Raw genomic sequence first — 24,746 nt, forward strand, 5'->3', positions numbered from 1 at the left:
AGTGCGGGAAGGACGGGGCCTGTCAGGTGCATCACCCGGTTGTGCCGATGTTGCATGCCGTTGCTTGGGAGTGAAGGGGGGTGAGCGTATCGCTGCACCGCGGTCCGAAGGATTGGCCCTGCATCGGAGGACATCCGGAGAGTGTTGCGTGGTGTCGCCGGCGCTGGCTGTTGTTTCCTTTCCTGGCGACGGGGAAGATCATTCCGTTTCCTGCGGCTTCTGTTCAGGGAACCTTGACGGGGTCCGCATGCCGTGGAATCGGGATCATCTTCCCGGTCGTTTTGAAGTGGTCCGGTTACTGAGCCGTGCCGGCGGCGGGAAGTTTTGACGCGGCAAGCCTGGCATAAGCTTCATTCAGCGCCTTGCCCAGCCTGGGGCGGAAAACGGTGGTGGTCGGCAGCTGCGTGCCTTCCATGTCACAGGAGCGGAGGATGTCGGGAATGGACGGGGCCAATGCACGTTTCATGATATTCATGCAGTCTTCCAGGTCCACTCCGTATTTTTCCTCCATCAGGTTTTCAATACGGTCCGCCATCTGCTCCATCCTCTCAATCTGTTTTTTAGTCAGAATCGGCTGAATGGTCGCGTTCGGGTCGGGGACGTAGCTGGTCAGCATTTCAATGGCCCGTTTCAGGTCGTCCGGCAATTCCGTTGCATTGCCGCTGTTGAGAACCTGAGCCAGAACCTGGTAGCTGCTGGTAGCGTTTTCGTCATAATCATGAATGCCTGAGGCCAGCGCCACGCCTGCGATGCTCTGCACGTAGCGGGCTACTTCCGGGGAATAGTTGCCTTCCACAAACGTGGAGGGAACGTCATCCGCGTAAGCCTGCATGGCGGCCTGGCAGGCGAGGGAACCGACGGTACCCACGCACAGTGTCTTGATGATGGACGAGATGATTTTCATGATTGAAACTCCGGTTGAAGCTTCCCGACTGGAACGGTCCGGTGAACCGTTTGTAGCAAGTGAGACTGTGCAGCCCCTGATTTCGTTCAAAAGTTTTTTTGAATGATTAAAATCATGCGCCCGCACGGCTTCCCTGCCTTCCGGCGGAATTCCGCCTTCCGTAACTTTTCCGCGGCCCCCTGCGGGAGGCGGAACGGTTTTCCTGCATGGAGTTTTTCCTTTCCCTGTGCGTGCCGGGAACCGTCTGCAATTCAGACGGTATGGTGGCGCTGGAGGAATGGACGGGAAGGAGGCGCCCCAGCAGCTTGTGCACGTCCCTGGCTTTTTTGATTTCATCCGGGGAACAGAGGGCGATGGCTTGCCCGGCGGCTCCGGCGCGTGCCGTGCGGCCGATGCGGTGCACATAGACTTCCGGTTCTTCCGGCAGATCGTAGTTGATGACGAGCTGCACGTCTTTCACGTCAATGCCGCGGGCGGCGATGTCCGTGGCGACGAGAATGGGCGTTTCCCCGGAACGGAATTCCCGGAGCATGCGTTCACGCGTGCCCTGGCTCTTGTCGCCGTGGATGGCGGAGGCCGGGTGGTCCTTTCCGGTCAGGAAGGAGGCCAGGCGGTTCGCGCCGTGCTTGGTCCGGGTGAAGATGAGCGTGCGGCCCGGCTGTTCCTGCTGTTCCAGCAGATCCAGGGTAAGGGGCCTTTTTTCCGCCTGGGAGCCAACCATGCAGAGGGACTGTTCCACCCTGTCCGCCGTGGCGGCCGGGGGGTGACCATCACCGTTTCCGGTTCCTGAAGCAGGGACTGGGCCAGTTGCAGAATGTTGTCCGGCATGGTGGCGGAGAACATCTGGGTATGGCGTTTCTTCGGGATTTTGGCGACGATCTTTTTCAGGGCCGGAGCGAAGCCCATGTCCAGCATGTGGTCCGCTTCGTCCAGAATCAGGGTTTCCACACCGCCCAGGTTGACGGTCTGGCGTTCCAGATGGTCAATCAGCCTGCCGGGCGTGGCTACCAGAATATCCAGGCCGCCGGCCAGCTTCTTGAACTGGGGGCGTACCCCACGCCGCCGAAGATGACGGCGGTGGACAGGTTCAGCCCTTTGGCATAGGCGCAGATGTTGTCATGAATCTGCGCGGCCAGTTCCCGGGTGGGGCTCAGGATGAGCGCCCTTACCTGGCGGGCAAGCGGCTTTCTGGGATGTTCTGAAAATTGTTGAATGAGGGGCAGGGCGAACGCGGCCGTTTTGCCGGTTCCGGTCTGCGCCAGTCCCATCAGGTCCTTGTTCTGCAGCAGCAGGGGGATGCAGGCTGCCTGGATGGGGGTGGGGGTCTTGTACTCCAGTTTCTCCAGCTGGCGGAGAATGGGAGCCGACAAGCCAAGCTCCCTGAATGTGGTTGATACCATGTTTATTGATGTGTCTGTGAATGCGCCTCGGCTGCAATGAACTGACGGAATCACGACAATAGCGGAACAAAAAGAAGCCCGCAGGAGCGATACTGAAAGGATCAATACGGAGACGCCCGTATTCCGCCAACCGCAAATGACTATCAAAAATCAACAACCAAGCACCATTTGGCGGGAACAGCACGATATAAGCACGGCGCAGAATATCCGTCAAGAGAAATAAAAACGTCTATTGCGTCAGGATTCCGTTTTCCGGTGTTTTCCTGAGAAGTCTGGCGGGACGCCTCCTGAGGAGAGTCAGATTCGCGTTGCGGAACCTCGGCAGTGTGCGGCCCCTGTGCCCATTTTCCTTTGAAAGTGTGTTGCATAGTTATGGAAACTATAGCAGAGGAGAACTGGCGAAATAGCCTGGGCAATGGAGCCTATGCAAGATGTTTGCTCTCCTGGTTTCGACCCTCTCTGCACCTTCTCGGAAGGCTGGGAAACTGACGGAGCCTCCAAGCAAATTCTCACAAGAGCCTGGCAAAAGGAATGGACTGCCCTCCGGTAAGAACCGTGCGTAAAACGGAATTACTATTCGTTGATGAAAACAAAATACCATCAAAATACTTTGTTGACTGTGAAATACCTTTTTGATGTAAATAAACAGTTTTGATGATAATATAAAGTCAACGAAATCATTTGTTGACTTTGAATCCTACTTTCATTATCAACAAAGTTGTGATGAAGACACCTTATCTTCCGGAATATCTGCCTGTTCTAAAAAGAATTGATGCAAACGCATTTGCCGATATCCTGGGAAAAGCCAACGGAGCTGTAGCTCGTTATGATGGAATAGTAAGGACGTTGGTCAATCCTGACATTCTCCTGTCACCCTTCATGACTCAAGAAGCAGTTCTGTCTTCCAAAATCGAAGGCACGCAGGCAACCATTGACGAAGTGTACGAACAAGACGCTGGCATATCATTCAGCGAAAGCAAAAGGGAGGACATTGACGAAATTAAAAATTATCGGTCAGCCTTGAAATTTGCATCCCGCAGTCTCGGAGAAAGGCCGTTGAGCCTTGGCTTGGTCAAGGAAATCCATAGAATTCTGCTGGAAGGCGTGCGCGGCAACACAAAGTCCCCCGGCCTTTTCCGAGAGGTACAAAACTGGATAGGTTCCCACGGCTGCCCGATTGAACAGGCCTCCTACATTCCTCCCGATCCGGTGCACGTGGAAGCCTTGATGGAAAACTGGTTGGACTACATGGTGAATGATTGGAGCATTGAGGAGAAAGCTCAGCTGGACCCTCTTGTTCGGGCAGCCGTGATGCACGTTCAGTTTGAGATGATTCATCCATTTCTGGACGGCAACGGCCGAATCGGACGGCTCATGATTCCTCTTTTTCTTTATGCCAAGAACATTTTGCACCGTCCCATGTTTTACATGTCCGCCTATCTGGAAGCTCACCGGGACGAATATTACAGATGCTTGAATGCCGTCCATGAAGAAAATAAATGGAACGAATGGCTTTCCTTTTTCCTGCGGGCGATGGTGGAGCAGGCCACGGCAAACATCAACCGCGCCGTAGAGATCAACAAACTTCATAACGAACTAGAAGATGCTTTCAGGAACATCACCCATTCCGAATACTCTCATCTGCTTCTGGATTGCATTTTCGAGACCCCCATCTTTACGAGGCCTCAAATTATTAAAAAAATGAAGGAGAAGGAAAACACCTGCCAAGACATGACTGTTCGCAATCTCCTGAATCAGATCATCGAAGCCGGGTTGGTGCGGAAGGTGAGAGAAGGAAGCGGCAGAAAGCCTGCCGTATTTGAGCTGGGAAAACTTCTGCAAATCGCCTCTGGCTAGCTCGTGAGATAAAACAAGCAAGTTACGGCACTAACCCTTATCATGAAATAATCTGCCTGAATGGAGTTCAGAAAATAATGAAAAGGCTGCCTTTCATGGGCTGCCTTTTTTATCGCTGTTTTCCATTTTTCTGTCGGCATATGGGATGGTGATGAAAGGGCGCCGGGGTACCCGGGGAGAAGATTCCCCTGTTCGGTTTCAAGCTGTGGATGTACATTCCTCTTTCCGGCATGCGGAGGGAAGAACAGCCGGGAACCTGGCGGGGAACCCTTAGTGCTGGAAGAATTTGCGCGCGCCCACGCAGTAAACGGCCCCGGAATACACGGTCAGGATGATGGAGCCCCACAGAGTGAACTGGTACAGGAAATTGGAAGCTCCGGATCCGTGCCACAGGCAGAGCGCCGCAAGCTGGTCCAGGAAGGAGGGCAGGTATTCCGGCGTGTGCGTCCAGGTCAGGGCCAGCAGGGAGGCGATGCAGAAAGCCAGCTGGAAGGCGGTTTTCCATTTGCCGGACGTGCCCGCGGGAATGATGACGCCGTGGTCCTGGGCAATCTGGCGCAGGCCCGTGACCAGGAATTCCCGGCTGATGATGAGAATGGTGACCCAGACGGGGCATAGCCCCACGCCCGTCAGGTAAATGAAGGCGGCGGAAACGGCAATCTTGTCCGCCAGGGGGTCAATGAGCTTGCCGAAGGTGGTGACCTGGTTCAGGCGGCGGGCCAGGTAGCCGTCCAGCCAGTCCGTGCAGGCCGCCAGGATGAAGGTGACCAGTGCGGCCAGGTATCCCCAGGAATACTGGTCCGCGATGCTGACTGCTGCCGTGAAGACGACTACCAGGGCAATCCGTGTCAGGGTAATAGCGTTAGGCAGGTTCAGCATACGCGGTTTATTAGGGAGCAGATGACGGTCCGTAGCAAGCTTTTTTGCAGGATTCAGGAATTAAATTCCCGGAATGCGGCACACGGAAAAAATCAGACGGACCATGGAAGGGAGAAGGGGTGGACGGAGGGGGCACATTGGGCGTTTTTGCCTTGAGCTCCGGCGGGATGGAACAGGCGGAAGCCTGCGGCATGATGCAGGGAACGGGTTTCTGTAGCGTCGATGGGAAACAGAGTAGGGTAGGGATGGCGGCCTATTCCCCGACCAGCTTGTTGAAGTCTTCCTCGGAGATGACGGGAACGCCCAGCTTGAGGGCCTTGTCCCGTTTGGAGCCGCCGCCGCTGCCTGCCAGGAGGTAGGAGGTGGATTTGGAAATGGCTCCGGTGGCTTTCCCCCGTGGGCGGCAATGAGCTGTTCAAAGTAGTCCCGCGGTTGGCTGAGCGTTCCGGTGATGACGAAGGTCTTGCCGGACAGGGCCCCCGCCGGGATTTCCAGAAGGTTGGCCCGGTAGGACTGGGACTGGGGATTGATGCCCAGGCCGCGCAGAACGTCCATCGTATGGTTCCCCGCTGCGGAGGTGAAAAAGCTCTGGAGGGATTTGGCCGCCGCCACGCCGATTTCGGAGCCATAGCTGAACTTGGCCGTGTTCTTGCGCAGGTAGCCCGTTTCCAGATAGGGGGCGGTCAGGCGGTCGATTTCATCCGTCAGTTCCTGATGGCGCTCCTGCACCGCCTCTGCGGAAAGCGCGCCTTCCTTCACCGCCTTTCTGTTTTCACGGGTGTTGGGGTTGGTTTTGGCGGCTTGTTCCATCAGCTCGTCCAGGCGCACGATGTCCCGGAGGTAGGAGGAGTCCGCCACATGCTCCAGGTCCGGGTGCGTGTCCGCCAGCGCCTTGGCGACTACTTCCCCTACCAGGGGAATGCCGAAGGCGATGAGCCAGCGTTCCAGCGGAAGCTCGCGCGCGTTTTGCAGGGCGTCCAGCGCTTTCTGGGCGTTCTTTTCCCCATAGCGGCGCGGTTCCTCCGGCGTGCCCAGGTTCAGGTTGGCGAGCTGTTCCAGCTTCAGGGAGAAGAGGTCCAGCGCGGAGGCAGCCAGGCCGGAGCTTCTCAAAGCTTCCGCCACGGAAGAGCCGATGCTTTCCACGTCCAGCGCGGAGCGGGAGCAGAAGTGGGTGATGCCCGACACGGCCTGCGCAGGACAGGTGAAGTTGGTGCAGCGCCAGGCCACTTTTCCCTCCTCCTTCATGATGGGGTTGCCGCACGCGGGGCACAGGCCCCCCGTGGCTTCCAGAATGCTGTAGGGCCTGGCATCCGCCGGACGTTTGGAAAGGTTCACTTTCAGAACGGCGGGGATGATTTCCCCCGCCTTTTCCACCAGCACGGTATCTCCGATGCGGACGTCCTTCCGGTCGATTTCATCCTGGTTGTGAAGGGTGGCTCGCGCCACCGTGGAGCCGGACAGCAGCACGGGCTTGAGTTCCGCCACGGGCGTCAGCACCCCGGTGCGGCCCACCTGCACGATGATGTTCAGCAGGGCGGTTTCCTTCTGTTCCGGGGGAATTTGTACGCCGCCGCCCAGCGGGGGCGCGCGCCGTGGCTCCCAGGGCCTCCCGGGTGGCCATGGAGCTGATTTTAATGACGGCGCCGTCCGTGCCGTAGGGGAGCGTGTGGCGGAGCCTGTCAATGTCCCGCACGGCCTGACGGGTGGATTCCAGGCTGTCCGTATAATACACCGGATCATTGCAGGGAATGCCGCAGTGGCGGAGCATGTCCCAGAAATCCTTTACATTCGTGAGTTCCGGCCCTTCATACGCGCCAAGCCCGTGGGCCAGGAAGGCCAGGGGACGGGCGGCCACCTGCCGGGGGTCCAGCTGCTTGAGGGTTCCGGCGGTGGCGTTGCGCGGGTTGGCGAAGGCGGGGAGACCTTCCGCGTCCCGTTCCTCATTTAGTTTGGCAAAGGCTTCATTGGGCATGAAGACCTCTCCGCGCACCTCCAGCACGGGAGGGGCCCCAGCGGGAAGGGTGAGGGGGACGCTGCGGATGGTGCGGACGTTGGCCGTCACGTCATCCCCCACGTCTCCGTCCCCGCGCGTGGCCGCATAAGCGAGCCGCCCGTCGCGGTACATGATGGAGAGGGCTACCCCGTCAATCTTGGGTTCCACGGAGACGGGCACCGTTTCCGTTTTCAGCGCCTTGACCAGCTTGTTGTAGAATTCCACCAGTTCCTCGTCCGGAACAGGGGCGTCGCGCTGCTCGAAAATGTCGTCAATGGACAGCATGGGCACTGCGTGCCTGATCTGGTTGAAGCCCTGGAGCGGCGCCCCCCACACGGCGCGTGGGTGAATCCGGCTCCGCCAGTTCGGGATGGGCCTTTTCCAGTTTTTCAAGCTTCAGGAACAGGGCGTCATATTCCGCATCGGAGATCTCCGGTTCCGCCTGTTCGTAATACAGCCGGTTGTGGCGGCGCAGTTCGGAACGCAGGTAGTCCACGCGGTTGCGCACGTCTTCCTTCGTCTTGCCGGGCTGGACGGGGGCGGCGCTTTCCTGCGGTTCTCCGGCTTGGGATCCCGCTTCATCCTTTGCCTGCTGTGACGGCTGCTTGCCGGCCGCCAGGGAAAAAAGGTCTTCCTCCATAAGGAAAATGAGTGGAAAAGAGGGCTATTTGCTCAGTTTGATGACGGAACAGGGCGTTTTGGAGTGTTCGTGCGCCTTGAACAGAACCGTTCCGTTGACGACGGGCAGGGCGGTGTTGTCTCCCAGCAGCACCGCTTTGGAGTAGCCTGCGGGGAGGGAGACGGAGGTTCCTTCCTCGTCCTCGTATCCGGTGGAATCCAGCGGCTGCATGCGGGCGTATTCCGCGCCTTCCGTCAGTTCCTTCATGGTCCCTTCGCTGGGAGGCTGGGCCGGTCCCTTGTCCGGCGGCGGAACCAGGAAGACGAAGATGTCCCCCTGCCGGTTGATGGAGGCGGGCTGGTCCAGTTCCGTGAAGGCCCGCGTGCCGTACACGGCCTCCCCGTTGATCTTGAGCCACTGGCCCACGCCGCGCATGGTGGCGGCCACTTTTTCCGGAACGGTTCCGTCCGCCATCGGGTTCACGTTCAGCAGGAGGTTGCCTCCCTTGGTGACGCATTCCACCAGTTTTTCAATGACGGTTTCCGGAGACTTGATGTTGGTGTCATACCGGTTGTAGCCCCATTTGTCGCTCACCGTCATGCAGGATTCCCAGTCCACGCCGGGATAGCCGCGCCGGGGGATGAAGCGTTCCGGGGTGATGTAGTCCCCGCAGCGCAGGTCCAGCGTGCCGGCCTGGTCCCGGTTCAGGCCGGAATAGGCGTACAGGCGGTTGTTCATGATGACGCCGGGATTGATGGAGCGCACCATGTCCATCAGTTCCGGCGCTTTCCAGCCCCTGGCCCCTTCCATGGCTCCCTGGGAATAATCCCACCACATGATGTCAATGGGAGCGTAACGGGTCATCAGCTCCCGGACCTGGGCGTGCAGGTACTTCTGGTAGGCGGCGTGGTCCCGCGGGATGTTTTTCCTTTTAAGCATTTCCGCCTGTCCCGCGGGATAGCAGAGGTCCGGGCAGATGGTGTTGTCATAGGACGGGTGGTGCCAGTCGATGACGGAGTGGTAAAGGCCTACCTTCAAGCCGCGCTTGCGGCAGGAGTCCACGTATTCGCGGATAATGTCCCGGTTCACGGCGCTTTTGGAGTCGTAATCCGTCTGGGCGCTGTCAAACAGGCCGAAGCCTTCATGATGCTTGCTGGTGAGCACCACGTATTGGCACCCTGCGTCCCGGGCAAGCCGGGCCCATTCTTCCGTCAGCCCTTCCTTGGGCTTGAACAGGGGCAGGGCTTCCGCAGCGTAGGAATCCGTGTCCACTTCCACGTTTTTCTGAATCCATTCGGAACCGCCGGGCTTGCCTTTCCATTCCCCGGCCAGCCCGGAATACAGGCCGTAGTGGATGAACATGCCGAATTTGGCGTCCCTCCACCATTCCATGCGACGGTTGCGCTCTTCCGCCGTTTCCTTCACAGCGGCGTGGTTGGCGTCCGCGGGGAGGGGAAGTCCGGGGGCGGCTGCCGAGAATTCCGAGGGAACCGTGGCGGGGGCGTTTTGTTCCGTCCTGCCGCTGCGCAGCCGGGCCGCGAACTGTTCATCCAGGGCCAGCGTGGGCTGCCCGTTCTCCGTAACGATTTTAGTGGCGGACTGCTGGGCCAGAGAGGGAAGTGCCAGGGTGAGGGCCAGGGCGGCAATCGTAGCGATTTTCATGGTTTTTCAGGGTGGTATGAAGCGGGGGAGAAAGATTAAGCCGGTCAAATGACGTCCGTATCCGCGTAACTGCCCAGGATTTTCAGCATGGAGCAGTGCTGTTCCAGCTCCGGGAGGGTTTCCCGTAGGGGGGATTCCTGAATGTGGCCTACGGCGTCTATGTAAAAGACGTACTCCCAGTTGATGACCTTGGAGGGGCGGGATTCAATGCGGATCAGGTTGTTGTTGTGCCGCTGGAAGCAGTTGATGACTTCCGCCAGGGTGCCGGGCTTGTGCTGGATGCGGATGAGCAGGGATGTGCGGTCCCTGCCGCTGGGCTGCGTTTCCTGGCGGCCGATGACGGCAAAACGGGTGGTGTTGCAGGCCTGGTCCTGCGCGTCTTCTTCCAGAATGTTCAGGCCGAACAGTTCCGCGGCCAGCGGGCAGCCCAGGGACGCCGCGCCCATGGAGGCGTTCTCCTTGGCAAGGATGCTGGCCTTCGTGGTGGAGGAGGTTTCCACGAGCTCCGCGTTCGGGAAGTGCCGCAGAATCCAGTTCCGCGTCTGGCCGAGAACCTGCGGATGGGAATACAGGATGCGGATGTGTTCCCGCGGGATGTCCGCCATCAGGCTGTTGCGGATGTTCAGATTGATCTGGGCGCAGATTTTGAGGGGAGAGGTGACGAAGAGGTCCATCACGGCGGTCACGGAGCCTTCCGAGGAGTTTTCCACGGGCACCACGCCGTACTGGGCCTTCCCGCGGTCCACCATGTCAAACACGTCCTTGAAGCTCTGGCACGGGATAAGTTCGCAGCTTTTACCGAACTGCTTGAGGGCCGCCTGGTGGCTCCATGTGCCCTTGGGGCCCAGGTAGGCAATGGTAAGCCCCCCTTCCAGGAAGAAGGAGCAGGAGATGATTTCACGGTAAATGGCCTGGAGGGAGGCCTCCGGCAGCACGCCCGCGTTCAGGCGGTTCAGCTTGCTGAGCAGGGCCGTTTCGCGTTCGGGAACGAAGATGGGGGAATTCCCCTCCTTTTTAATGCGGCCGACTTCATGCACCCATTCGGCGCGGTTCTTAAGCAGCTCCACAATCCGGGCGTCCACCTCGTCAATGGCCAGACGCGCCTTCGTCAGGGCGATGGTCTGTTCATCCGTGTTTCCGCTTTTCTGCTGCCGGGGGGGATTGGCCGGGGAGGCGGAATCCCCGTGTTGAGTGTTCTCCATGTCTCTGTGAAAGCTGTGTGTTTAAAGCCGCGTCAGGGTAGCGGTTCCGCGGGGGCAAATCAAGATTAAAGGGGGGGCTTCTCCATGGCGGATTTTTCTTGCATGCACGGAAGATGCAGGGTAGGTTTGCCTCTCTTTAATATGATGAAAAAAACATTGTTGCCGACTGCCGTGGCATGTTTCCTGGGCGCCGTTTCCCAGATAGCCTGCGCCAGCGGACAGGCCGTGAACGTTTATGTCTCCCAGGTCTCCCTGTCCTTCCCTGATCCTGCCGGCGTGGATGACATGTTTAACAGAAATAAGGATGCCGTGGAGGTGGTGCTGGGTTTCGTTGCTCCCAAGGGCTGTAAATTCGTTAAGGGCGGTGAGGACTCACAGCTTGAAGTTACGGATGGCCGCGGCGCCAGGACAAAAGCCAAATTCGACAATTTTTTTACCCGTATTGCGGATTCCGGAGCCTTTGCCAAACATTCCCTGAGGCTGAAACAGAAACCTGTGTTTCCCCTGAAGCTGGACGGAGTGGTCAACATGAAGGTTTCCAAAGGAAGCAGGACTTTTCCGGGCCAGGAGTTTGACGCGCGGAAGGGCGCCAAATTCAAGGTGGAGGGCATGGAAATCACCGTGAAGGATGCAAAGGACCACGGCAAGGCTTCCGGTGAGGTGGAACTGGAATTCAGTGATACGCTCCATGTGGAGGAAATAACGCTGACTGACGCGGAGGGCGGCAAACTGGAGATACCCGGCGTGTCCAAAAGTTCGTTCAGCTTCGGTTCCGTTCCTTCCCGCACTTATACGTACCAGGTAAAGAACATGCCCGCTAAAATGAAAGCTACGGTGGTGGCCAGCAAGGGCGTCAAGGCCATGGATGTTCCCGTGAAGGTGACCGTGGATTTGAATGCTCCGCCCAAAAAGGGGGCATAAGGGAATATTTTTATGTTGGACTGTTTTTTACAAGGGCCGGGAGGCCCTTGTTCCCGGTTGGCTGTTTGTTGATGGGACGCGGGGGCGGTTGTTGAGCCTTTGCCGGGAGAATGGGGGCCGCCAAAAAATCGGCGGTTTAGCTCTTGTGCGTTTTCTGTCCAGCCGCCAAGTTAGGTTCCGGCCTTCTTCCTGAAGAACCGTGGTGCGGCGCGCCGCTGAATTCTTTCTTTTCCCGCTCCCGGCAGGTGAAAAACAAATGCAAATTCCTGTTCCTTCGTTCAGCTTTTTTCCCGGCCTTCTGAAGCCGGCATTACCTGCCTGTTTTCCTCCTCTTCAGAATACGCTCCGGCGAATAATCTTGCTTGACCGTTATTTTTTTATTGATAATGATGGGTCTATGAAAAAATCCATCAAACTGTGCTCTGTTGCTCTCATGCTCGCCGGATGCGGTGTGGCCGGAATGTTTTCCGCCAGCGCGGATACTCCGGCTCCCAAGGCCGGGGAGGCTGCCGTTTCCGCCGTGGGGAAGGCTCTGGAAAAAGCCGATTTTTTAACCAAGGACAGGCCGAACCCAAAAGCCAAATATTATCTTTTCCTGTATTCCGCCAGTTGGTGCGGCCCCTGCTGCCGGGAAATGCCCCACGTGGTGCGGACCTACCGGAAGATCCGCCAGACCGATGATGTGGAACTGGTGCTGTTTTCCTGTGACAAGACGGAGGAGGCCGCCAAGGCATGGGCCAAGGAGGAACGGATGAAATTCCCCATCGTCAAGCCGAAGAAAGGGAACGGTATTCCCGGTTACAAGCCGGGAGGCTCCATTCCACGGCTGGGAATTGTGGATGGCACGGGCAAGATCATCATCACAGGGCATCCCGCCACGCTTCTGAAAGACTGGCGCAAGTTCTGCAAGCCGGAGGAAGGCAAAAAATAGGGGCTTCCTTTGCCTTTTGGCGCTCCCTCCGCCGTTTCCGAAATACGGAAAACAGGGCCGCTTCAGCTCTGCTCCCCGTTTTTCCTCACCGGGCGCGGCTCCGGAACGGCTCCGTAAAGCCCGTTGGGAAAGAGCTGGAGCCACGGCGTATATTCCGGCGGGATGGGCGCTTCAAACTCCATGCGCTTTCCCGTGCGCGGGTGGTCGAAGCCCAGCCGCCACGCGTGGAGCATGAGCCTGCCGGGTTTCGCCTTCTGCCGGGCGGGTTTGGCGTAAATGGGGTCCCCGATGAGCGGATGGCCCAGATGGAGCATGTGCACGCGTATCTGGTGGGTTCTGCCCGTGTGGAGCGTGCACAGGACCAGGGAGGAATCCGTGGCCGGGTCTGCGCACAGCAGGTCGTAGTCCGTAATGGCGGCTTTCCCGGTGCCCGGATTGACCACCGCCATTTTCAGGCGGTTCACGGGATGGCGCCCAATGTGGGTGAAAACCGTGCCGGAGCTTTGGGAGGGAATGCCCTGGACAACGGCCAGGTACCGTTTTTCCGTGCTGCGGGCCGCGAACTGCGCCGTCAGGGACTGGTGTGCTCCGTCGTTCTTGGCAATGACCAGGCAGCCTGACGTATCCTTGTCCAGGCGGTGGACGATGCCGGGGCGTTCCACGCCGCCGATGCCGGAGAGGTCCCCGCAATGGTGGAGCAGGGCGTTCACGATGGTGCCGTCCGGGTTGCCGGCGGCAGGATGCACGACCATGCCGCTTTCCTTGTTGATGACCACCACGTCTTCATCCTCATACAGGATGTCCAGGGGAATGTCCTGCGGCCGTGCTTCCGCCGGTTCCGGCTCCGGAATGCGGACGGTGATGGAATCACCGCGGGAAACTGGGTTTTTAGGCTTGGCGGGAGTGCCGTTGACCAATACGTCCCCGCTTTTGATCAGGCTCTGGATTCTGGAACGGGAAAGCTCCGGAAGGTGGGCGGCAAGGTATTGGTCCAGGCGGATTTTCCCGTCGGCATCGTCCGTGGTCAGATTCATGATCCGTGGCGTTTGGTCAATGGCTGTAGGCGGAGGGCGGCAGGTCGATGAAGGCATAGTCCAGACCGTAAACGTCCTTGAGCAGATGCCCCAGGGCTTTTACGCCGAACGTCTCCGTGAAGTAGTGGCCGCCGAAGACCAGATTGACGCCCAGTTCATGGGCCATGGGGATGTTCCAGTGGGAACCCTCCCCGGTCACGTAGGTACGGCAGCCGAGGGCTGCGGCCTGGACAAGGTCGTCCCCGGCTCCTCCGGAGCAGACGAAGACGTCGCCAGCCGGGGCAGCCGGGGAGTCCGCCCAGAAAGTTTGAATGGACGCTCCGAGGACGGTTTCCAGCCGCTGCGCCAGCTCCCGGCACGTGCCGGGGAATTCCCCGTGCGTACCCAGGGAAACGCCGTGGTAGTCCAGTCCTTCATTGGAACATGGCCGGATTCCGCAGGCCTTCGCCAGCAGGGCGTTATTTCCGTACACGGGGTGGACGTCCAGAGGAAGGTGGGCGGCGTAAATCGCCAGGTTCCCGTCCATGGCGGCTTTCAGCTTCCGGTATGCAATGCCGGTAATGGGCTGCATGGTCTGCCAGAAAATGCCGTGATGAAGGAGGAGCAGGTCCGCCCCCGTCTCCAATGCCGCATGGATAGCCTTCTCCGAGCCGTCCACGGCGGCGGCTACCCTGGAAACGGCTCCTCCGTTTTCCAGTTGAAGGCCGTTCAGGGCGCGGGATGCGTCCGGAATGGAATCCACGGAAAGGATTCCGTCCAGAAAAGCGGTAACGGTTTGCAGATCAATACTCATGCGGGAGGAATGGTCAGTTGTCTTCCGAGAGGCTGGCGCCGAGCAGGCGCACGGCGTCCATGTTCAGGATAAAGTAGTTGGGGGATGTATTCACCCTGCCGTAATAAAACCTGCTGTATCCGGCCTCTCCTGCCGGAGCGATTTCCAGCGTGATGACTTTTTCCTCCGTCTCCGGTTCCGGGGCGAAGGTGATGTCGCTGGGGCCGGCCTGGGACTGCACGGGGGCCGCCTCCTTGTAAACCTGGAGGATGAGTTTCAGGCGGAAAACGGGGTTCTTCAGGGCCTCGTGCGCCGTGGCGTCCGTATAGGGCAGCCAGGTGCTCACCTCCATCTTTTCCAGCTCGTCCAGATAGCGGTTGGCGCGGTTCGGATTGATGTTCAGGGTTTCATCCTTCCCATCCTTGGCAGCGGTCCAGGAATCGTCCAGACGGTCGAATTTCAGGATCAGGGGACCGCCGGAGCCGATGCGTTCCAGATGCATTTCCTTGAGGTCGAACCTGCTGAAAGAGAAAAGCATCTTTTTCTTCCAGGCCAGGGCGTCCGTCAGCAGGTCCTTCATGTAGGCGCTGTCCAGCATGACGACGGTGGGCTTGCCGGCCTGGCGGGCGTACCAGGAACCGTCCGTTCCCTTGGAGAAAAACACCGTCACGGGGGGCGCGGTTCTTCACCGGGCTTGGGCAGCAGGGACATGGTGAGCGTCATCCTGGGATTGTCCAGCCCGTACACGGAAAGGTCCGTAGCCTTGTCAGAGGCGAAGCCGGCCACCTTCCCCAGCTTGACGGTTTTCAGCAGGGAAACGAGATGCTCCGGATTGGCCTCCTGGTAGCGGGAGCCTTCCGCCGTGTACAGCCAGGTGGGCTTGATGCCCTTTTTCTCATCACCCTGAATAAAGCGGGCGATGGTGGGGTAATCCTGAAAACTCTTGCGGATGGAAAGCCCGGTGATCTTGTAATCCCCGATGTCCGTCAACTGCTTGGAGCGCAGAAGGCCCAGGTCCAGCGGAATGTTGCGCACGCCGGGCACCTCCTTGTTGGTCTCCGTCGTCTGCGCCAGTTCAAAGACGGCCTTGCGGTCAGAAACGGTGGCCTTCACCAGTTCGGACAGGCTTCCGTTGTCGGAAGGGGGGTAAATGCGAACGTAACGGGCTGTTCCTCCGTTTGCAGGGATTTGCCGTCCTCCGTGGGGCGGCCTGTGAAATTCCTGATGGAGACGGAGGTGATCTGGTCGTCCGTCATGTCCGGCACGCTGGTTTCCTCCGGATTATACACGCGCACGGCGGTCAGCTTCTGGAGCGTGCCCAGCAGCACGTCCATCATGGCCGGGTCCGTATCCAGGGAAAGGGGGTACGTGATTTTCCAGGGGCTGCCGGGAGTCTTGCGCTCCAGGGCGATGCGCTGGCCTCGGTTGTTGATTTCAATGGAGGCGGGCATGGCCGGATGCAGGAGCAGGGGGCGGTGGTCCCGGAGCTGGCGGATGCCGGACTTGAACAGGGGCAGGATATTGCCGGTGCCCACCAGGATGCGGGTGTCCCGCCCGTAGAAATCCGTCTGCATGTAGGTGGTATCGTCCGTGGTCTTGTTCTCCGGATCGTCCACCAGCCAGGGAGCGAGGGACCCCAGCGTGTAGCGGGCCACGGTGGAGGAGCGCTTGCCGTCGTCGCTCATCTCCTTCAGGGTGATGGTGACGGGCGTCGTCTTCACGCCGAACTCCTTCAGGGAGGCGGAATCAATCTTGTGCAGGGGCAGCGCGTCCACGATGCTGGTGGAATATGTGTACTGGAGGATGGCCGCCGCCGCGCGCGGGTCCATGCGGTCGTCCCACGGCTTCTCGCACCACCAGACGCCGTTGGGCTTGCGGCGGAACTCCGCAACGTCCCCCATGCAATTGATGCGCATCCAGGAAACCTCGTTCATCTCCTCCCGGGTATAGGGGAAAAGCCGTTCTCCGGAACTGAAGGCGGTGCGCCCGATGATGCGGGACAGGTTGCCGTCAATGGTCAGGAGCACCGCCGCGCCGATGGCGGCGAGGGTGACGAGGATAAGAAGGATGAAGCGGAATGTGCGCATGTGCTTCCGGTGATGGGCGTGGTGGAGTTAATGGCGGCGCGTGTTCCAGATAATCAGGGCAATCAGAAGCGCCAGCAGGGGAAGGCCGATGTTTGTCAGGAGTTCCAGAATGCCCAGGGCGTTGCGGTCCAGGTTCAGCTTCACGGTCAGGTCATGGCGGGAGCCGAGGCCGCGCAGTTCTTCACGGTCCGTCATCCAGCCAACCAGCGTGCGCATGAAGTCCCGCTGTTCCGGCTTGATTTGCCTGGGCTGGAGCAGGTCCGTATTCCCCAGCAGCACCAGGCGTCCGGTGGTCTTGTTCTGGTTTACGTCCCCGGCGTTCCCGCGGATGAGGGCCGCGCCGATCATCAGGGGCCCCGGGTTGTCTTCCCGCGCGTCAAACTGGGCCGGGAACTGGTTGTACTTGGTTTCCCCGTAATAATCCTCCGTAGTCACCAGCAGGGGGTATGGCGTGATGCGCTTCTGCTCCATGGCCGCGTTGTCGGAATCCAGGATGAGGGAAATGCTCTCCCCTTCCAGCCCGGTGCTGGAATTCCAGAATTCGCGCGTGCAGTTCAGGGAGGGCGCGAAAATGGCGTTAATCTCGAAAACGGAGCGGTTGCCCCTGTTGCGGAGCATCACGCGGTCATTCTGTGGGCGCAGGCCCTGTTCACGGAGGAACCGATAAAGCTGTTTGGGCGTATCCTGCTGGGGTTCTAGCATGACCAGGATGGCGGCGTTCGGGCGCGCCCAGTACCGCTGGAGCACTTCCGCCTCCTGCGGGGACAGGTCGTACTTGGAGCCGATGATCATGAACCCCGCAGCGTCTTCCGGAATCTCCTTCAAGCCGCTCATGCGGATGGGAACGAGCTGAAGGTTGACGGAACGGCAGATTTTCCCCAGCGTGGTGAAAATGCTTTCCTCCTGGCTGTTGCTCAGCGCCTCGTTGAAATTGCTCTTGTCCGCCGCAATATACATCTTGCGGGGTTCTCCATTGGCCGCCCCGTAAATGCCGGCGGTCATCATGTCTTCAATCTGGAGGGCCACCGCCTTCATGCTCTTGCCGTCCGGGCTGGGGGCGTACACCACGAAGGCGTCTCCGGGCAGGATGCGCACGTGGGCGGCGTCCACCTGGGTGCCTTCAAACGTCTTGAGCGCTTTTTCCGTGTCTTCCCGGGCATCGATGATGACCAGGTTCTTCTTGAATTCAATCCCGTAAATGTTCGCAATCTCCCGGGCCTTGTTCGGCTGGCGGAGGGGGTCCACGTACTCCACCTTCACCTTCCCGTTGGAATAACGTTCGTACTCCTCAAGCAGGGAGCGCATGCGGGTGTAATTCTGCGTGGTGCGCAGGAAGGCGAACGTGATCTTGACGGGCGTCTTGCGGTTCTGGATTTCCGGAGATTTCAGCATGTTGATGCTCTGCTGGGAAATCTCATAACGCTGGTCTTCCGTCAGGTCCCGGCGGTAATATTCGTGGCAGCCCACGTAATTCAGGCATACGACGATGAGGAACAGCAGGAAAAGCTTGATCCAGGTCATCCAGGGGCGTCTGACCTTGCGGGCGGGAGGGAGGGGGGATTCCGTGGCCGCGGCGGGGTTGTCTGGTGCTTCGCTCATAGATAAAAATGAAAAGGGGTGAAAGGGAAAAGGCGGGGTAGATCAGTGCTTCCAGCGGCGGTGGTCAATGATGCGGATGGTGACGGCCAGCGTCAAGACCGTCATGGTCAGGTAAAAGACGACAGGGCGCGTATCAACCAGCCCGGCGGAAAAGCGGTCCAGATGTTCCGAGCAGGACATGTAGTGGAAAATCCCCGCTGCGGGGAATTCTCCCATACCACGGGAATAAGCCCCATGAAGAAAATCAGCACCAGCAGGCCGATGGTGATGATGCCGGAAATGATCTGGCTGCCCGTCAGGGACGAGGCGAAAATGCCGATGGCCGTGAACCAGGCGCCGACCAGCAGCAGGATGGCGTACGCCCCGGCCCAGTCCGCCAGGCGGTAGGGGAGGACCATGCCCGCATCATACCCGTAAATCCACTGCACGATCAGGTTGGACCAGTCCGCCAGAAGGGGGTACAGCAGCATGGGCAGCCACAGGATGATGTAAAAGGCGTATGCGGAGAAATATTTGCCCAGGACTACCTGCCATGTCTTGATGGGCGTGGTCAGCAGGGATTCCAGCGTTCCTGTCTTCTCTTCCTCCGCCAGGGAACGCATGGTAAGCAGCGGGAAAATGAACAGGAAATAAAACCAGAACATGGGGGAATGCAGGATGAAGAACAAAATGCCTTCCTTCTGCGGGGCCAGCTGGAACGCCTTCAGCGTGCCGGACAGGGAAACGCTCTGCAGGGCCATGACGAAGGCCAGGATGACCCATCCGTACGGGGTCATCACGTAGCTTCTGAGTTCTTTTCTGAAAATGGTAAGTACCGGAGACATGGGGAGAAAAGGAAAATGCGGGGTGGTGGATAGAGAGGGAGAAGAAACGGGCGGTTAATCTTTACGGGTCATTTCCACGAACACCTCTTCCAGGGTGGGGGTGTGGCGGTAAATATGGCGCAGGGGGCAGCCCTGTTCCGCAAGGAGGCGCGCGGCCTTCTCACGGGTATCCGTTCCGGCCTCCGCGCGTACGGTCAGCGTATGCCAGCCATCGGCGTCCGTGCCTTCATGGATGACCTTCTTCACGTGTTCCAGGCTTTCCAGCTTCTGCGTAATCAGCTCCAGATCCCCGCGGAACTCCAGCGTAATCTTGCCGGCGGCGCGGAGGTTGGCCGTCAGGTTAGAGGGGGTATCCGCTGCCTTGATGGTCCCCTGGTCAATGATGATGACCTTGTTGCAGATCATCTCCACCTCACTCAGAATATGGGTGGAAAGAATAATGGTGTGGTTGGCCGCCAGCCCCTTGATCAGCTCGCGTATCTGGCGTATCTGGTTAGGGTCCAGGCCGTTGGTGGGTTCGTCCAGAATCAGCAGGTCCGGTTCACCCAGCAGGGCGTCCGCCAGGCCCACGCGCTGTCGGTAGCCTTTGGAAAGGGTGCGGATCATCTTGCGGCGCACGGGGTCCAGGCCGCATTGCTCCACGACCTTGGAGACGGCGGGCCATATCTGCTTGGAAGAAATGCCTTTAAGCCTGGCGCGGAACTTCAGGTACTCCGTCACGCGCTGGTCGTCGTAAAGAGGCACGTGCTCCGGCAGGTAGCCCAGGTGCTTGCGCGCCTCCAGAGGATTTTTAACGATGTCGAATCCCGCAATCGTGGCGGTCCCGGAAGTGGGGGGCAGGTAGCCGGTCAGCATGCGTAAAGTCGTGGTCTTGCCTGCGCCGTTCGGCCCCAGGAACCCTACGATTTCCCCCTTTTCAATCTGGAAGGAGGCATTCTTTACCGCTTGAAAGCGGCCAAACTCTTTGGAAAGCTGGTCGGCGTGGATCATGGAATCAATGGGAACAGGGTGATTCTAATCCAAACCGCTCCCGTCTCAAGCTTATTCTCCCCTGTGCCGCGGAGACGCCGCCGCCGCTTGAAAAGCACCACATGCTGAAAAGGAACAGCGGCTGTTCCAACATTACTGGGGAAGGGCTGCCGGGAAGGAAAATCAATCCTTCAAATCCTCCTCCAGCCGCAGGACGATATCCCGCACGCGCACGTCCTCCTCCATGCGGGAGGCAACCAGCTTGTTGGCATGGATCACGGTGCCGTGGTCCCGGCCTCCGAAGGCCTGGCCGATATCCTTCAGGGAGCATTCCGTCAGGCGGCGGCTCAGGTACATGGCAATCTGCCGGGGAAAGGCGATGCTGTTGGGGCGGCGCTTGCCGGTCAGGTCGCTCACCTTGAGCTCGTAAAAATCCGCCACGCGCTTCTGGATGGAATCCACGGTCAGGATGCGGCTGGTTTCTTCCCGCAGGATATCGCGCAAAAGCTGCTCGATCTTGGCGATGTCCGGCATGTCCCCGGACAGGGAGGTAAAGGTGGCTACGCGGAGCAGGGCCCCTTCCAGGCGGCGCACGCTCTTCTGGATGCGGCTGGCGAGGAACTCCAGAATCTCGTCAGACACGTTCATGCCGGCCCGGTCGCGCTTGCTGCGCAGGATTTCCAGCCGGGCGTCATCATCCGGAAGATTCAACTCCACCGTAAGGCCGGACTCCAGGCGTGCCGCCAGACGGGAATCCAGGTTGGAAATATCGCATGCGGCGGCATCGGCGCAAATCACGATCGTTTTGTGGGCGTGGAATAGCTCGTCAAACGTATGCAGGAACTCTTCCACCGTCTTCTCCTTGCCGGAAATAAACTGCACGTCGTCCACCAGCAGGACGTCCGCCTTGCGGTACTTGCGGCGCAGCTTGGCGAAGCTCTGCCCGTTCTGGGTGCGGGACGCGTCAATAAACTCATTGGCGAACTGTTCGCCCGTGACGTACACCACATTCGCGGAGGAATCCTGGTGAAGCACCTCATGGCCGATGGCCTGGAGCAGGTGCGTTTTCCCCACGCCGGACTTCCCGTACAGGAAAAGGGGATTGAACAGGGCCCGTTCCGACTGGGCGATGGACAGCCCTGCCTGATAGGCAAAGCGGCTGTCTTCATAAACCACGAACGAATCGAACGTGTACAAATCATTCAGGCATGCCCGGGTTCCCTGGCTGCGCTGTTTTTTGGCCGGAGCGGCAGGGGAATCCTGCACCTGGGGCGTTTTGGAGCGGGAGGAAGCCTTTTGTGGTTGGCCTTCGGCGGCCGGCAGGGATGCCACCTCGTCCGCGCAGATGAACTTCACCTGGCGCTCCGTGCCCAGGGCCAGCATGGCGGCCTGCTTCAGCTCCGGCGTATAGCTGTTCTCCACCCAGAGGGCGGCCATGGGATCGTCACACACCAGCGTCAGCGTCTTTCCGGAATCCTCCAGGAGGGAAAACTTGGGAAACCACAATCCATACACCTCCGGAGACATGATTGTTTGCAGGGCTCCCGTGATCCTGGACCAGGTGGCTGACAATTCTGATGGTGGCGTCATTGTTGTGAAAATAAAAGATGTTGCTGGTTATAAATGGCTGTGAGGCCTTCCGTCTCGCTACGAGGCCGCCCGCGGATGGAACCGGAATGGGTTCATCCGCAGCCGTGACAGCTCGTGGCGTCCATCGGGATGGAGAAGGCGAACTCATCCGCTTTCAGCTCGACACCCCGGTCGACGGAAGCGCCAAAGTACTGATTTGCGCCTGAGGAAAAAATATCTTTTTGAAGCAGCGTGAGTCATCGTTCCGCGGCTCTACGTTCCACGGGGGTTCCACACCAAAAAATATTTTAGTCTTGCTTCCTTCAATAATTTAGTCCTCCTGAGTATATTCTTTGAATGACACTATAATTATTTTATTATCAGTGAATTACTACTTTGTTATTGGGGTGTGTGACGAAAAGGAAACAATTACGCCGCCGTAAATCAAGCACTTACAGGCACCGGACCAGAAGGTCCCGGAGAGGTTCCGAAAGGGGGCAGCCGGGATGGTTGACAAGAGGCGCCGGGAAACCTAACGTGGCTGCATCATGGAACAGATGGAACAAACCGGGGAAACATATTATTCCCTCTGCCGGGGAAAATTTTGGAGCTCTTGAAAGAAGGAAGGTGGGAATACGTGCGCCGGGTCAATGCCAATGGAGCCGTCATGATCGTGGCCGTGACGGAGGACGGCGAACTGCTGCTGGTGGAGGAATACCGGGTTCCCCTGCATGCCCTCACCATCGGACTGCCTGCGGGCATCTCCGGAGATGAAGGGGAGGAAAGCACATTGCAATCCGCCCGGCGTGAACTGGAAGAAGAAACGGGATACCGGGCGGATGCCTGGACGTACCTGTTCACGGGGCCTTCCTCCCCGGATTGACCACGGAAATGGTATCCTTCTACCTGGCGGAAGGGCTACACCAAATATCGGAAGGCGGCGGGGTGGCTCATGAAAACATCACCGTGCACCGCATTCCTCTTCCGCTGGTGCATGGCTGGCTGATGGACCAGACAGGGCAGGGAAAAGTGGTAGACCCGAAAATCTTCATGGGCCTCTATTTCCTGTCCCGCTCTGTAAATGGCGTGGGACTGGAGGAATAAGGACGCTCTGCGCCGCAAGTGTCCGGACGCAGGAAACGGCCTGGGCGGCAGGCTGTGTGAAACGGTTGGAGGAAAAGAACGATTCATCGTCAATGATTTTTCTGGATGGAGAAGCGGGCTGTCGTGATAAAATGCTCCTGACCCATAAAAAAATCTGGACATTCTTTCCAATCCGGGCTAAATATCTCCCCGCTTTCCAGCACCAACCACTTAACGGCAGGGTAGCTCAGTGGTAGAGCAGAGGACTCATAAGCCTTTGGTCGGGTGTTCAAATCACCTCCCTGCTACCATTTTTTATAACCGCAAGTGCTTGATTATCAGCACTTGCGGTTTTTTTTGGTGAAAATGCAAGACAGAATGCAAGACACTGAAATCATTTTTGGAAGCAATGGACAGGTGAAATTACTTAATTCGAGCAGGCTGATGAGGCGGTTGTATTGGCGGGATCAATACCAGAGTCCGAGAGAGCCATTCTTGAAAATGCGTATCCCAATCATCGCTCTCCTGGAAAAGCATATTTTACCTTGAAGTGGGTGGATGAGTATGTGCAGCCTATTTTGTCCGAATACGTTTCATTCACTGCGGGCAATAGCCACCACGGTTCTGCATGCGGCAGGGGCGGATCATGCTCTTGCCCGCGAGATTGTGGGGCATGATTCCGGGATGTCTCACCAGCTGCATATCCGACCTTCGGACGATCAACGCAAGGAGGCGATGGAGAAGTTTTCCGAGATGATTGTTCCTTGGCATGCAGTGAAGACCCCATTGAGATGGAGAAGCGTGATCTTGTCGCTCTTTGTCCCAAGTGTATCCGTGCCTTGATGAAGATCAGTTAAATGTACTGAAAGAAACTCTAAATAAGATAGACATTTTAACTTACAATGCGTGATGATACAATACACACAATAGGCGAAGGGGCGCGGGTGGAAGGAGGAGTTGTGGTAAGAAGTACGGCGAGAAATCAAGCCTGACATACAAATTTATGAAAATGCATACCTGTGTTTGTTGTTCTCAATTCGGAATGGTGCATATCTTTGACTCCCCCATGTCTTCCCCTCATAGAGAATACTAAAAACAATCGAATTGAACTAACACTAATTAAACTTGAAATCTATTCGAAATAATCAATTATATTTTTTTCCAAATCGGAAATTATAATCTGCAATAAATCACCAGTTTCAGTATACGGCTTATATAGTATTTTGTTTTGTATATCTTTTTTGAATTTCTGCAAATTATCCCAGTCATTTTTTATTATTTCAAGATCATCTAAATCAACAGAAACGGAAGGAGCTTTTGAATAGAAATAAGCCATACCCAGAGGCTTGTCGGCCATCGAATTATTCAAACTTGTTAATAACTCCTCCGCTGTACCTGAAACGGAACGTTCTTGGTTTGTCGCAATATCAATTGTTGGAGTTCCCAGTTTATATTTGAATATTGCGACAACAAAATCAACGTTGCAAATTATTTGACGATTTATAATATCTTGAGAATACCCTGATTGAGATGCTAAATCTTCCCAACCATGTACGATTAAACGTTTACAACAATATGATTCATGATGTCCACGTCTAAATTGAATTTCTAATTTTTCCAATAAATTCTTCCGTTCTAACCAAGCATCACTAGGTGAAGCTATCACAACATTTATCTCTCCAGATTTTTTAGATTTCCTTTTCTTTATACTTTGATGTTGTGGAATTACGAGGTCCAATATATCTTGATTCCACTTTGAAGAATCAGAAAGAAAATTCATTAGAATTTTTAAATCCTCCAAAATATTAATTTGTTCAGGCGAAGATAAATTATTAGAAATTCGTTCTAGACAAGTTGGGCAAATCCTGGCTTGCCTCATTCCATCATCAATTCCTGTCTTATTTTGCAAAAAATCATATATGCAACCTGTTGTGATTTTATGTCTAAAAGCTGTATCATCAATATATAATGCCAAATAATCAACAATAAAATATAATAAGCCATTGTTCTTCGATAAGTCCGTTAAATAAATCCATCCCCAAAAAGAAAAAATGGACAATTTTTTATGTTCATGGAAAAAATAATTATCTATATATTGTTTTTCTGTAAAACAAAAAATTTTATCAAATTCATGAATTTTTTTATTAATTTTATTTAAAATGGATATAAAGGAATCCGGTTTTGATATTATATCAGAATCTATGTTTATATCGCCGCCATTAACAAATTTAAGATGCGTAGTTTTATTATTAAGAAAGTCGCAAATTCTGTTTTTATTGATTTCAAAATCAACATCAAAAAGAAGTAGTATTTTCATAGTTTTCCTTAGTTAAAAATACAATAATAGACAAGTCAATGATAATCATCACTTACTAGCACTTTGTTATTATCGACTGAATGAATGCGGTGGTAGAGGAACCGATTTTCGAGAGACAGGTTAA

At 56.7% G+C, this 24,746-nt stretch carries 23 protein-coding genes, 1 tRNA gene and 1 pseudogene; 6 read left to right on the plus strand and 19 right to left on the minus strand.

The window, feature by feature from the left end; genetic code table 11:
* Nucleotides 1-295: 295 nt before the first annotated feature.
* The 3 genes and pseudogenes from PVA48_RS11725 to PVA48_RS11735 form a co-directional block, all read right to left on the minus strand.
* On the minus strand, nt 296-904 hold the full coding sequence (locus tag PVA48_RS11725) for a hypothetical protein (RefSeq protein ID WP_022397077.1): 609 nt from the start codon (nt 902-904) through the stop codon (nt 296-298).
* A gap of 112 nt (nt 905-1,016) precedes the next feature.
* On the minus strand, nt 1,017-1,625 hold the full coding sequence (locus tag PVA48_RS11730) for a helicase-related protein (RefSeq protein WP_423231780.1): 609 nt from the start codon (nt 1,623-1,625) through the stop codon (nt 1,017-1,019).
* A 149-nt stretch (nt 1,626-1,774) separates the two neighbouring features.
* A pseudogene (locus PVA48_RS11735) lies at nt 1,775-2,304 on the minus strand (DEAD/DEAH box helicase); the annotation flags it as partial.
* A gap of 723 nt (nt 2,305-3,027) precedes the next feature.
* Here PVA48_RS11735 and PVA48_RS11740 point away from each other — a divergent pair.
* The gene (locus tag PVA48_RS11740; protein ID WP_102728038.1) at nt 3,028-4,161 is read left to right on the plus strand and encodes a Fic family protein; all 1,134 of its coding nucleotides are present in this window, start codon (nt 3,028-3,030) and stop codon (nt 4,159-4,161) included.
* A 270-nt stretch (nt 4,162-4,431) separates the two neighbouring features.
* On the opposite strand, the gene pgsA is transcribed toward PVA48_RS11740, so the two are convergent.
* The 6 genes from pgsA to pheA are packed head-to-tail and all read right to left on the minus strand — an operon-like array spanning nt 4,432 to nt 10,516.
* Complete coding sequence (pgsA, locus tag PVA48_RS11745; RefSeq protein WP_102728039.1) at nt 4,432-5,040, minus strand: CDP-diacylglycerol--glycerol-3-phosphate 3-phosphatidyltransferase; 609 nt, start codon at nt 5,038-5,040, stop codon at nt 4,432-4,434.
* 60 nt (nt 5,041-5,100) lie between these two features.
* Entirely contained in the window at nt 5,101-6,558 is a 1,458-nt protein-coding gene (locus PVA48_RS11750) for a hypothetical protein (protein ID WP_423231781.1), read from the minus strand.
* On the minus strand, nt 6,455-7,318 hold the full coding sequence (locus PVA48_RS11755; protein WP_423232527.1) for a hypothetical protein: 864 nt from the start codon (nt 7,316-7,318) through the stop codon (nt 6,455-6,457). The genes PVA48_RS11750 and PVA48_RS11755 overlap by 104 nt, the downstream gene beginning before the upstream one ends.
* On the minus strand, nt 7,305-7,673 hold the full coding sequence (locus PVA48_RS11760; RefSeq protein WP_423231782.1) for a DNA ligase LigA-related protein: 369 nt from the start codon (nt 7,671-7,673) through the stop codon (nt 7,305-7,307). Before PVA48_RS11760 ends, PVA48_RS11755 begins: the two co-directional genes overlap by 14 nt.
* A gap of 24 nt (nt 7,674-7,697) precedes the next feature.
* Nucleotides 7,698-9,314, minus strand: coding sequence for an alpha-L-fucosidase (locus PVA48_RS11765; RefSeq protein ID WP_102728041.1), 1,617 nt, complete (start codon nt 9,312-9,314; stop codon nt 7,698-7,700).
* A 44-nt stretch (nt 9,315-9,358) separates the two neighbouring features.
* Nucleotides 9,359-10,516 carry a prephenate dehydratase gene (gene pheA, locus PVA48_RS11770; RefSeq protein ID WP_102721419.1) on the minus strand — a complete coding sequence of 386 codons (1,158 nt, stop codon included), beginning with the start codon at nt 10,514-10,516 and terminating at the stop codon, nt 9,359-9,361.
* Nucleotides 10,517-10,687: 171 nt separating this feature from the next.
* On the opposite strand from pheA, the gene PVA48_RS11775 reads away from it, so the two are divergent.
* Nucleotides 10,688-11,437 carry a hypothetical protein gene (locus tag PVA48_RS11775; RefSeq protein ID WP_146021074.1) on the plus strand — a complete coding sequence of 250 codons (750 nt, stop codon included), beginning with the start codon at nt 10,688-10,690 and terminating at the stop codon, nt 11,435-11,437.
* 433 nt (nt 11,438-11,870) lie between these two features.
* Entirely contained in the window at nt 11,871-12,368 is a 498-nt protein-coding gene (locus PVA48_RS11780; RefSeq protein WP_180975137.1) for a TlpA family protein disulfide reductase, read from the plus strand.
* 62 nt (nt 12,369-12,430) lie between these two features.
* Here the strand turns inward: PVA48_RS11780 and PVA48_RS11785 are convergent, their stop codons facing one another.
* From PVA48_RS11785 to dnaA, 9 genes are all read right to left on the minus strand, one after another.
* The gene (locus PVA48_RS11785) at nt 12,431-13,402 is read right to left on the minus strand and encodes an RluA family pseudouridine synthase (RefSeq protein ID WP_022397085.1); all 972 of its coding nucleotides are present in this window, start codon (nt 13,400-13,402) and stop codon (nt 12,431-12,433) included.
* 16 nt (nt 13,403-13,418) lie between these two features.
* A complete protein-coding gene (locus PVA48_RS11790) occupies nt 13,419-14,195 on the minus strand; it encodes a Nif3-like dinuclear metal center hexameric protein (RefSeq protein WP_102728043.1) in 777 nt (258 codons plus the stop codon).
* A 13-nt stretch (nt 14,196-14,208) separates the two neighbouring features.
* Nucleotides 14,209-14,844 (minus strand): DUF4340 domain-containing protein, encoded by a 636-nt coding sequence (locus tag PVA48_RS11795; RefSeq protein ID WP_423231783.1) that lies wholly within the window; start codon nt 14,842-14,844, stop codon nt 14,209-14,211.
* Complete coding sequence (locus PVA48_RS11800; protein WP_423231784.1) at nt 14,841-15,287, minus strand: hypothetical protein; 447 nt, start codon at nt 15,285-15,287, stop codon at nt 14,841-14,843. The genes PVA48_RS11795 and PVA48_RS11800 overlap by 4 nt, the downstream gene beginning before the upstream one ends.
* Nucleotides 15,284-16,261, minus strand: coding sequence for a hypothetical protein (locus PVA48_RS11805; RefSeq protein WP_423231785.1), 978 nt, complete (start codon nt 16,259-16,261; stop codon nt 15,284-15,286). Before PVA48_RS11805 ends, PVA48_RS11800 begins: the two co-directional genes overlap by 4 nt.
* 27 nt (nt 16,262-16,288) lie before the next feature.
* A complete protein-coding gene (locus tag PVA48_RS11810; protein ID WP_102728044.1) occupies nt 16,289-17,860 on the minus strand; it encodes a DUF7088 domain-containing protein in 1,572 nt (523 codons plus the stop codon).
* A 107-nt stretch (nt 17,861-17,967) separates the two neighbouring features.
* A complete protein-coding gene (locus PVA48_RS11815; protein ID WP_423231786.1) occupies nt 17,968-18,684 on the minus strand; it encodes an ABC transporter permease subunit in 717 nt (238 codons plus the stop codon).
* A 54-nt stretch (nt 18,685-18,738) separates the two neighbouring features.
* On the minus strand, nt 18,739-19,674 hold the full coding sequence (locus tag PVA48_RS11820) for an ABC transporter ATP-binding protein (protein ID WP_022397090.1): 936 nt from the start codon (nt 19,672-19,674) through the stop codon (nt 18,739-18,741).
* 162 nt (nt 19,675-19,836) lie between these two features.
* Nucleotides 19,837-21,243: a chromosomal replication initiator protein DnaA gene (dnaA, locus tag PVA48_RS11825; RefSeq protein ID WP_102721424.1), complete on the minus strand. Its 1,407-nt coding sequence runs from the start codon at nt 21,241-21,243 to the stop codon at nt 19,837-19,839.
* 583 nt (nt 21,244-21,826) lie between these two features.
* Here dnaA and PVA48_RS11830 point away from each other — a divergent pair.
* From PVA48_RS11830 to PVA48_RS11840, 3 genes are all read left to right on the plus strand, one after another.
* On the plus strand, nt 21,827-22,105 hold the full coding sequence (locus PVA48_RS11830) for an NUDIX hydrolase (protein WP_423231787.1): 279 nt from the start codon (nt 21,827-21,829) through the stop codon (nt 22,103-22,105).
* An 8-nt stretch (nt 22,106-22,113) separates the two neighbouring features.
* Nucleotides 22,114-22,326, plus strand: a complete 213-nt coding sequence (locus PVA48_RS11835) for a hypothetical protein (protein WP_423231788.1) — start codon at nt 22,114-22,116, stop codon at nt 22,324-22,326.
* Nucleotides 22,327-22,541: 215 nt separating this feature from the next.
* Nucleotides 22,542-22,616: transfer RNA gene (locus tag PVA48_RS11840), tRNA-Met, on the plus strand.
* A gap of 821 nt (nt 22,617-23,437) precedes the next feature.
* On the opposite strand, the gene PVA48_RS11845 is transcribed toward PVA48_RS11840, so the two are convergent.
* Nucleotides 23,438-24,622: a hypothetical protein gene (locus PVA48_RS11845; RefSeq protein WP_146021075.1), complete on the minus strand. Its 1,185-nt coding sequence runs from the start codon at nt 24,620-24,622 to the stop codon at nt 23,438-23,440.
* Between the last annotated feature and the right edge of the window lie 124 nt (nt 24,623-24,746).

It is taken from the genome of Akkermansia sp. JRP_AM1 (genome assembly GCF_049262625.1).
Classification (GTDB): domain Bacteria; phylum Verrucomicrobiota; class Verrucomicrobiia; order Verrucomicrobiales; family Akkermansiaceae; genus Akkermansia; species Akkermansia massiliensis.

Excerpts from the sequence above, each read along its gene's own strand:
- PVA48_RS11790 (WP_102728043.1), bottom strand. The coding sequence starts at position 14,195 with ATGAGTATTGATCTGCAAACCGTTACCGCTTTTCTGGACGGAATCCTT.
- PVA48_RS11805 (WP_423231785.1), bottom strand. The coding sequence starts at position 16,261 with ATGCGCACATTCCGCTTCATCCTTCTTATCCTCGTCACCCTCGCCGCC.
- PVA48_RS11760 (WP_423231782.1), bottom strand. The coding sequence starts at position 7,673 with ATGGAGGAAGACCTTTTTTCCCTGGCGGCCGGCAAGCAGCCGTCACAG.
- PVA48_RS11820 (WP_022397090.1), bottom strand. The coding sequence starts at position 19,674 with ATGATCCACGCCGACCAGCTTTCCAAAGAGTTTGGCCGCTTTCAAGCG.
- pgsA (WP_102728039.1), bottom strand. The coding sequence starts at position 5,040 with ATGCTGAACCTGCCTAACGCTATTACCCTGACACGGATTGCCCTGGTA.
- PVA48_RS11815 (WP_423231786.1), bottom strand. The coding sequence starts at position 18,684 with ATGTCTCCGGTACTTACCATTTTCAGAAAAGAACTCAGAAGCTACGTG.
- PVA48_RS11785 (WP_022397085.1), bottom strand. The coding sequence starts at position 13,402 with ATGAATCTGACCACGGACGATGCCGACGGGAAAATCCGCCTGGACCAA.
- PVA48_RS11845 (WP_146021075.1), bottom strand. The coding sequence starts at position 24,622 with ATGAAAATACTACTTCTTTTTGATGTTGATTTTGAAATCAATAAAAAC.
- dnaA (WP_102721424.1), bottom strand. The coding sequence starts at position 21,243 with ATGACGCCACCATCAGAATTGTCAGCCACCTGGTCCAGGATCACGGGA.
- PVA48_RS11835 (WP_423231788.1), top strand. The coding sequence starts at position 22,114 with ATGGTATCCTTCTACCTGGCGGAAGGGCTACACCAAATATCGGAAGGC.
- pheA (WP_102721419.1), bottom strand. The coding sequence starts at position 10,516 with ATGGAGAACACTCAACACGGGGATTCCGCCTCCCCGGCCAATCCCCCC.
- PVA48_RS11755 (WP_423232527.1), bottom strand. The coding sequence starts at position 7,318 with ATGCTGTCCATTGACGACATTTTCGAGCAGCGCGACGCCCCTGTTCCG.
- PVA48_RS11740 (WP_102728038.1), top strand. The coding sequence starts at position 3,028 with ATGAAGACACCTTATCTTCCGGAATATCTGCCTGTTCTAAAAAGAATT.
- PVA48_RS11780 (WP_180975137.1), top strand. The coding sequence starts at position 11,871 with ATGCTCGCCGGATGCGGTGTGGCCGGAATGTTTTCCGCCAGCGCGGAT.
- PVA48_RS11730 (WP_423231780.1), bottom strand. The coding sequence starts at position 1,625 with ATGGTTGGCTCCCAGGCGGAAAAAAGGCCCCTTACCCTGGATCTGCTG.
- PVA48_RS11810 (WP_102728044.1), bottom strand. The coding sequence starts at position 17,860 with ATGAGCGAAGCACCAGACAACCCCGCCGCGGCCACGGAATCCCCCCTC.
- PVA48_RS11765 (WP_102728041.1), bottom strand. The coding sequence starts at position 9,314 with ATGAAAATCGCTACGATTGCCGCCCTGGCCCTCACCCTGGCACTTCCC.
- PVA48_RS11725 (WP_022397077.1), bottom strand. The coding sequence starts at position 904 with ATGAAAATCATCTCGTCCATCATCAAGACACTGTGCGTGGGTACCGTC.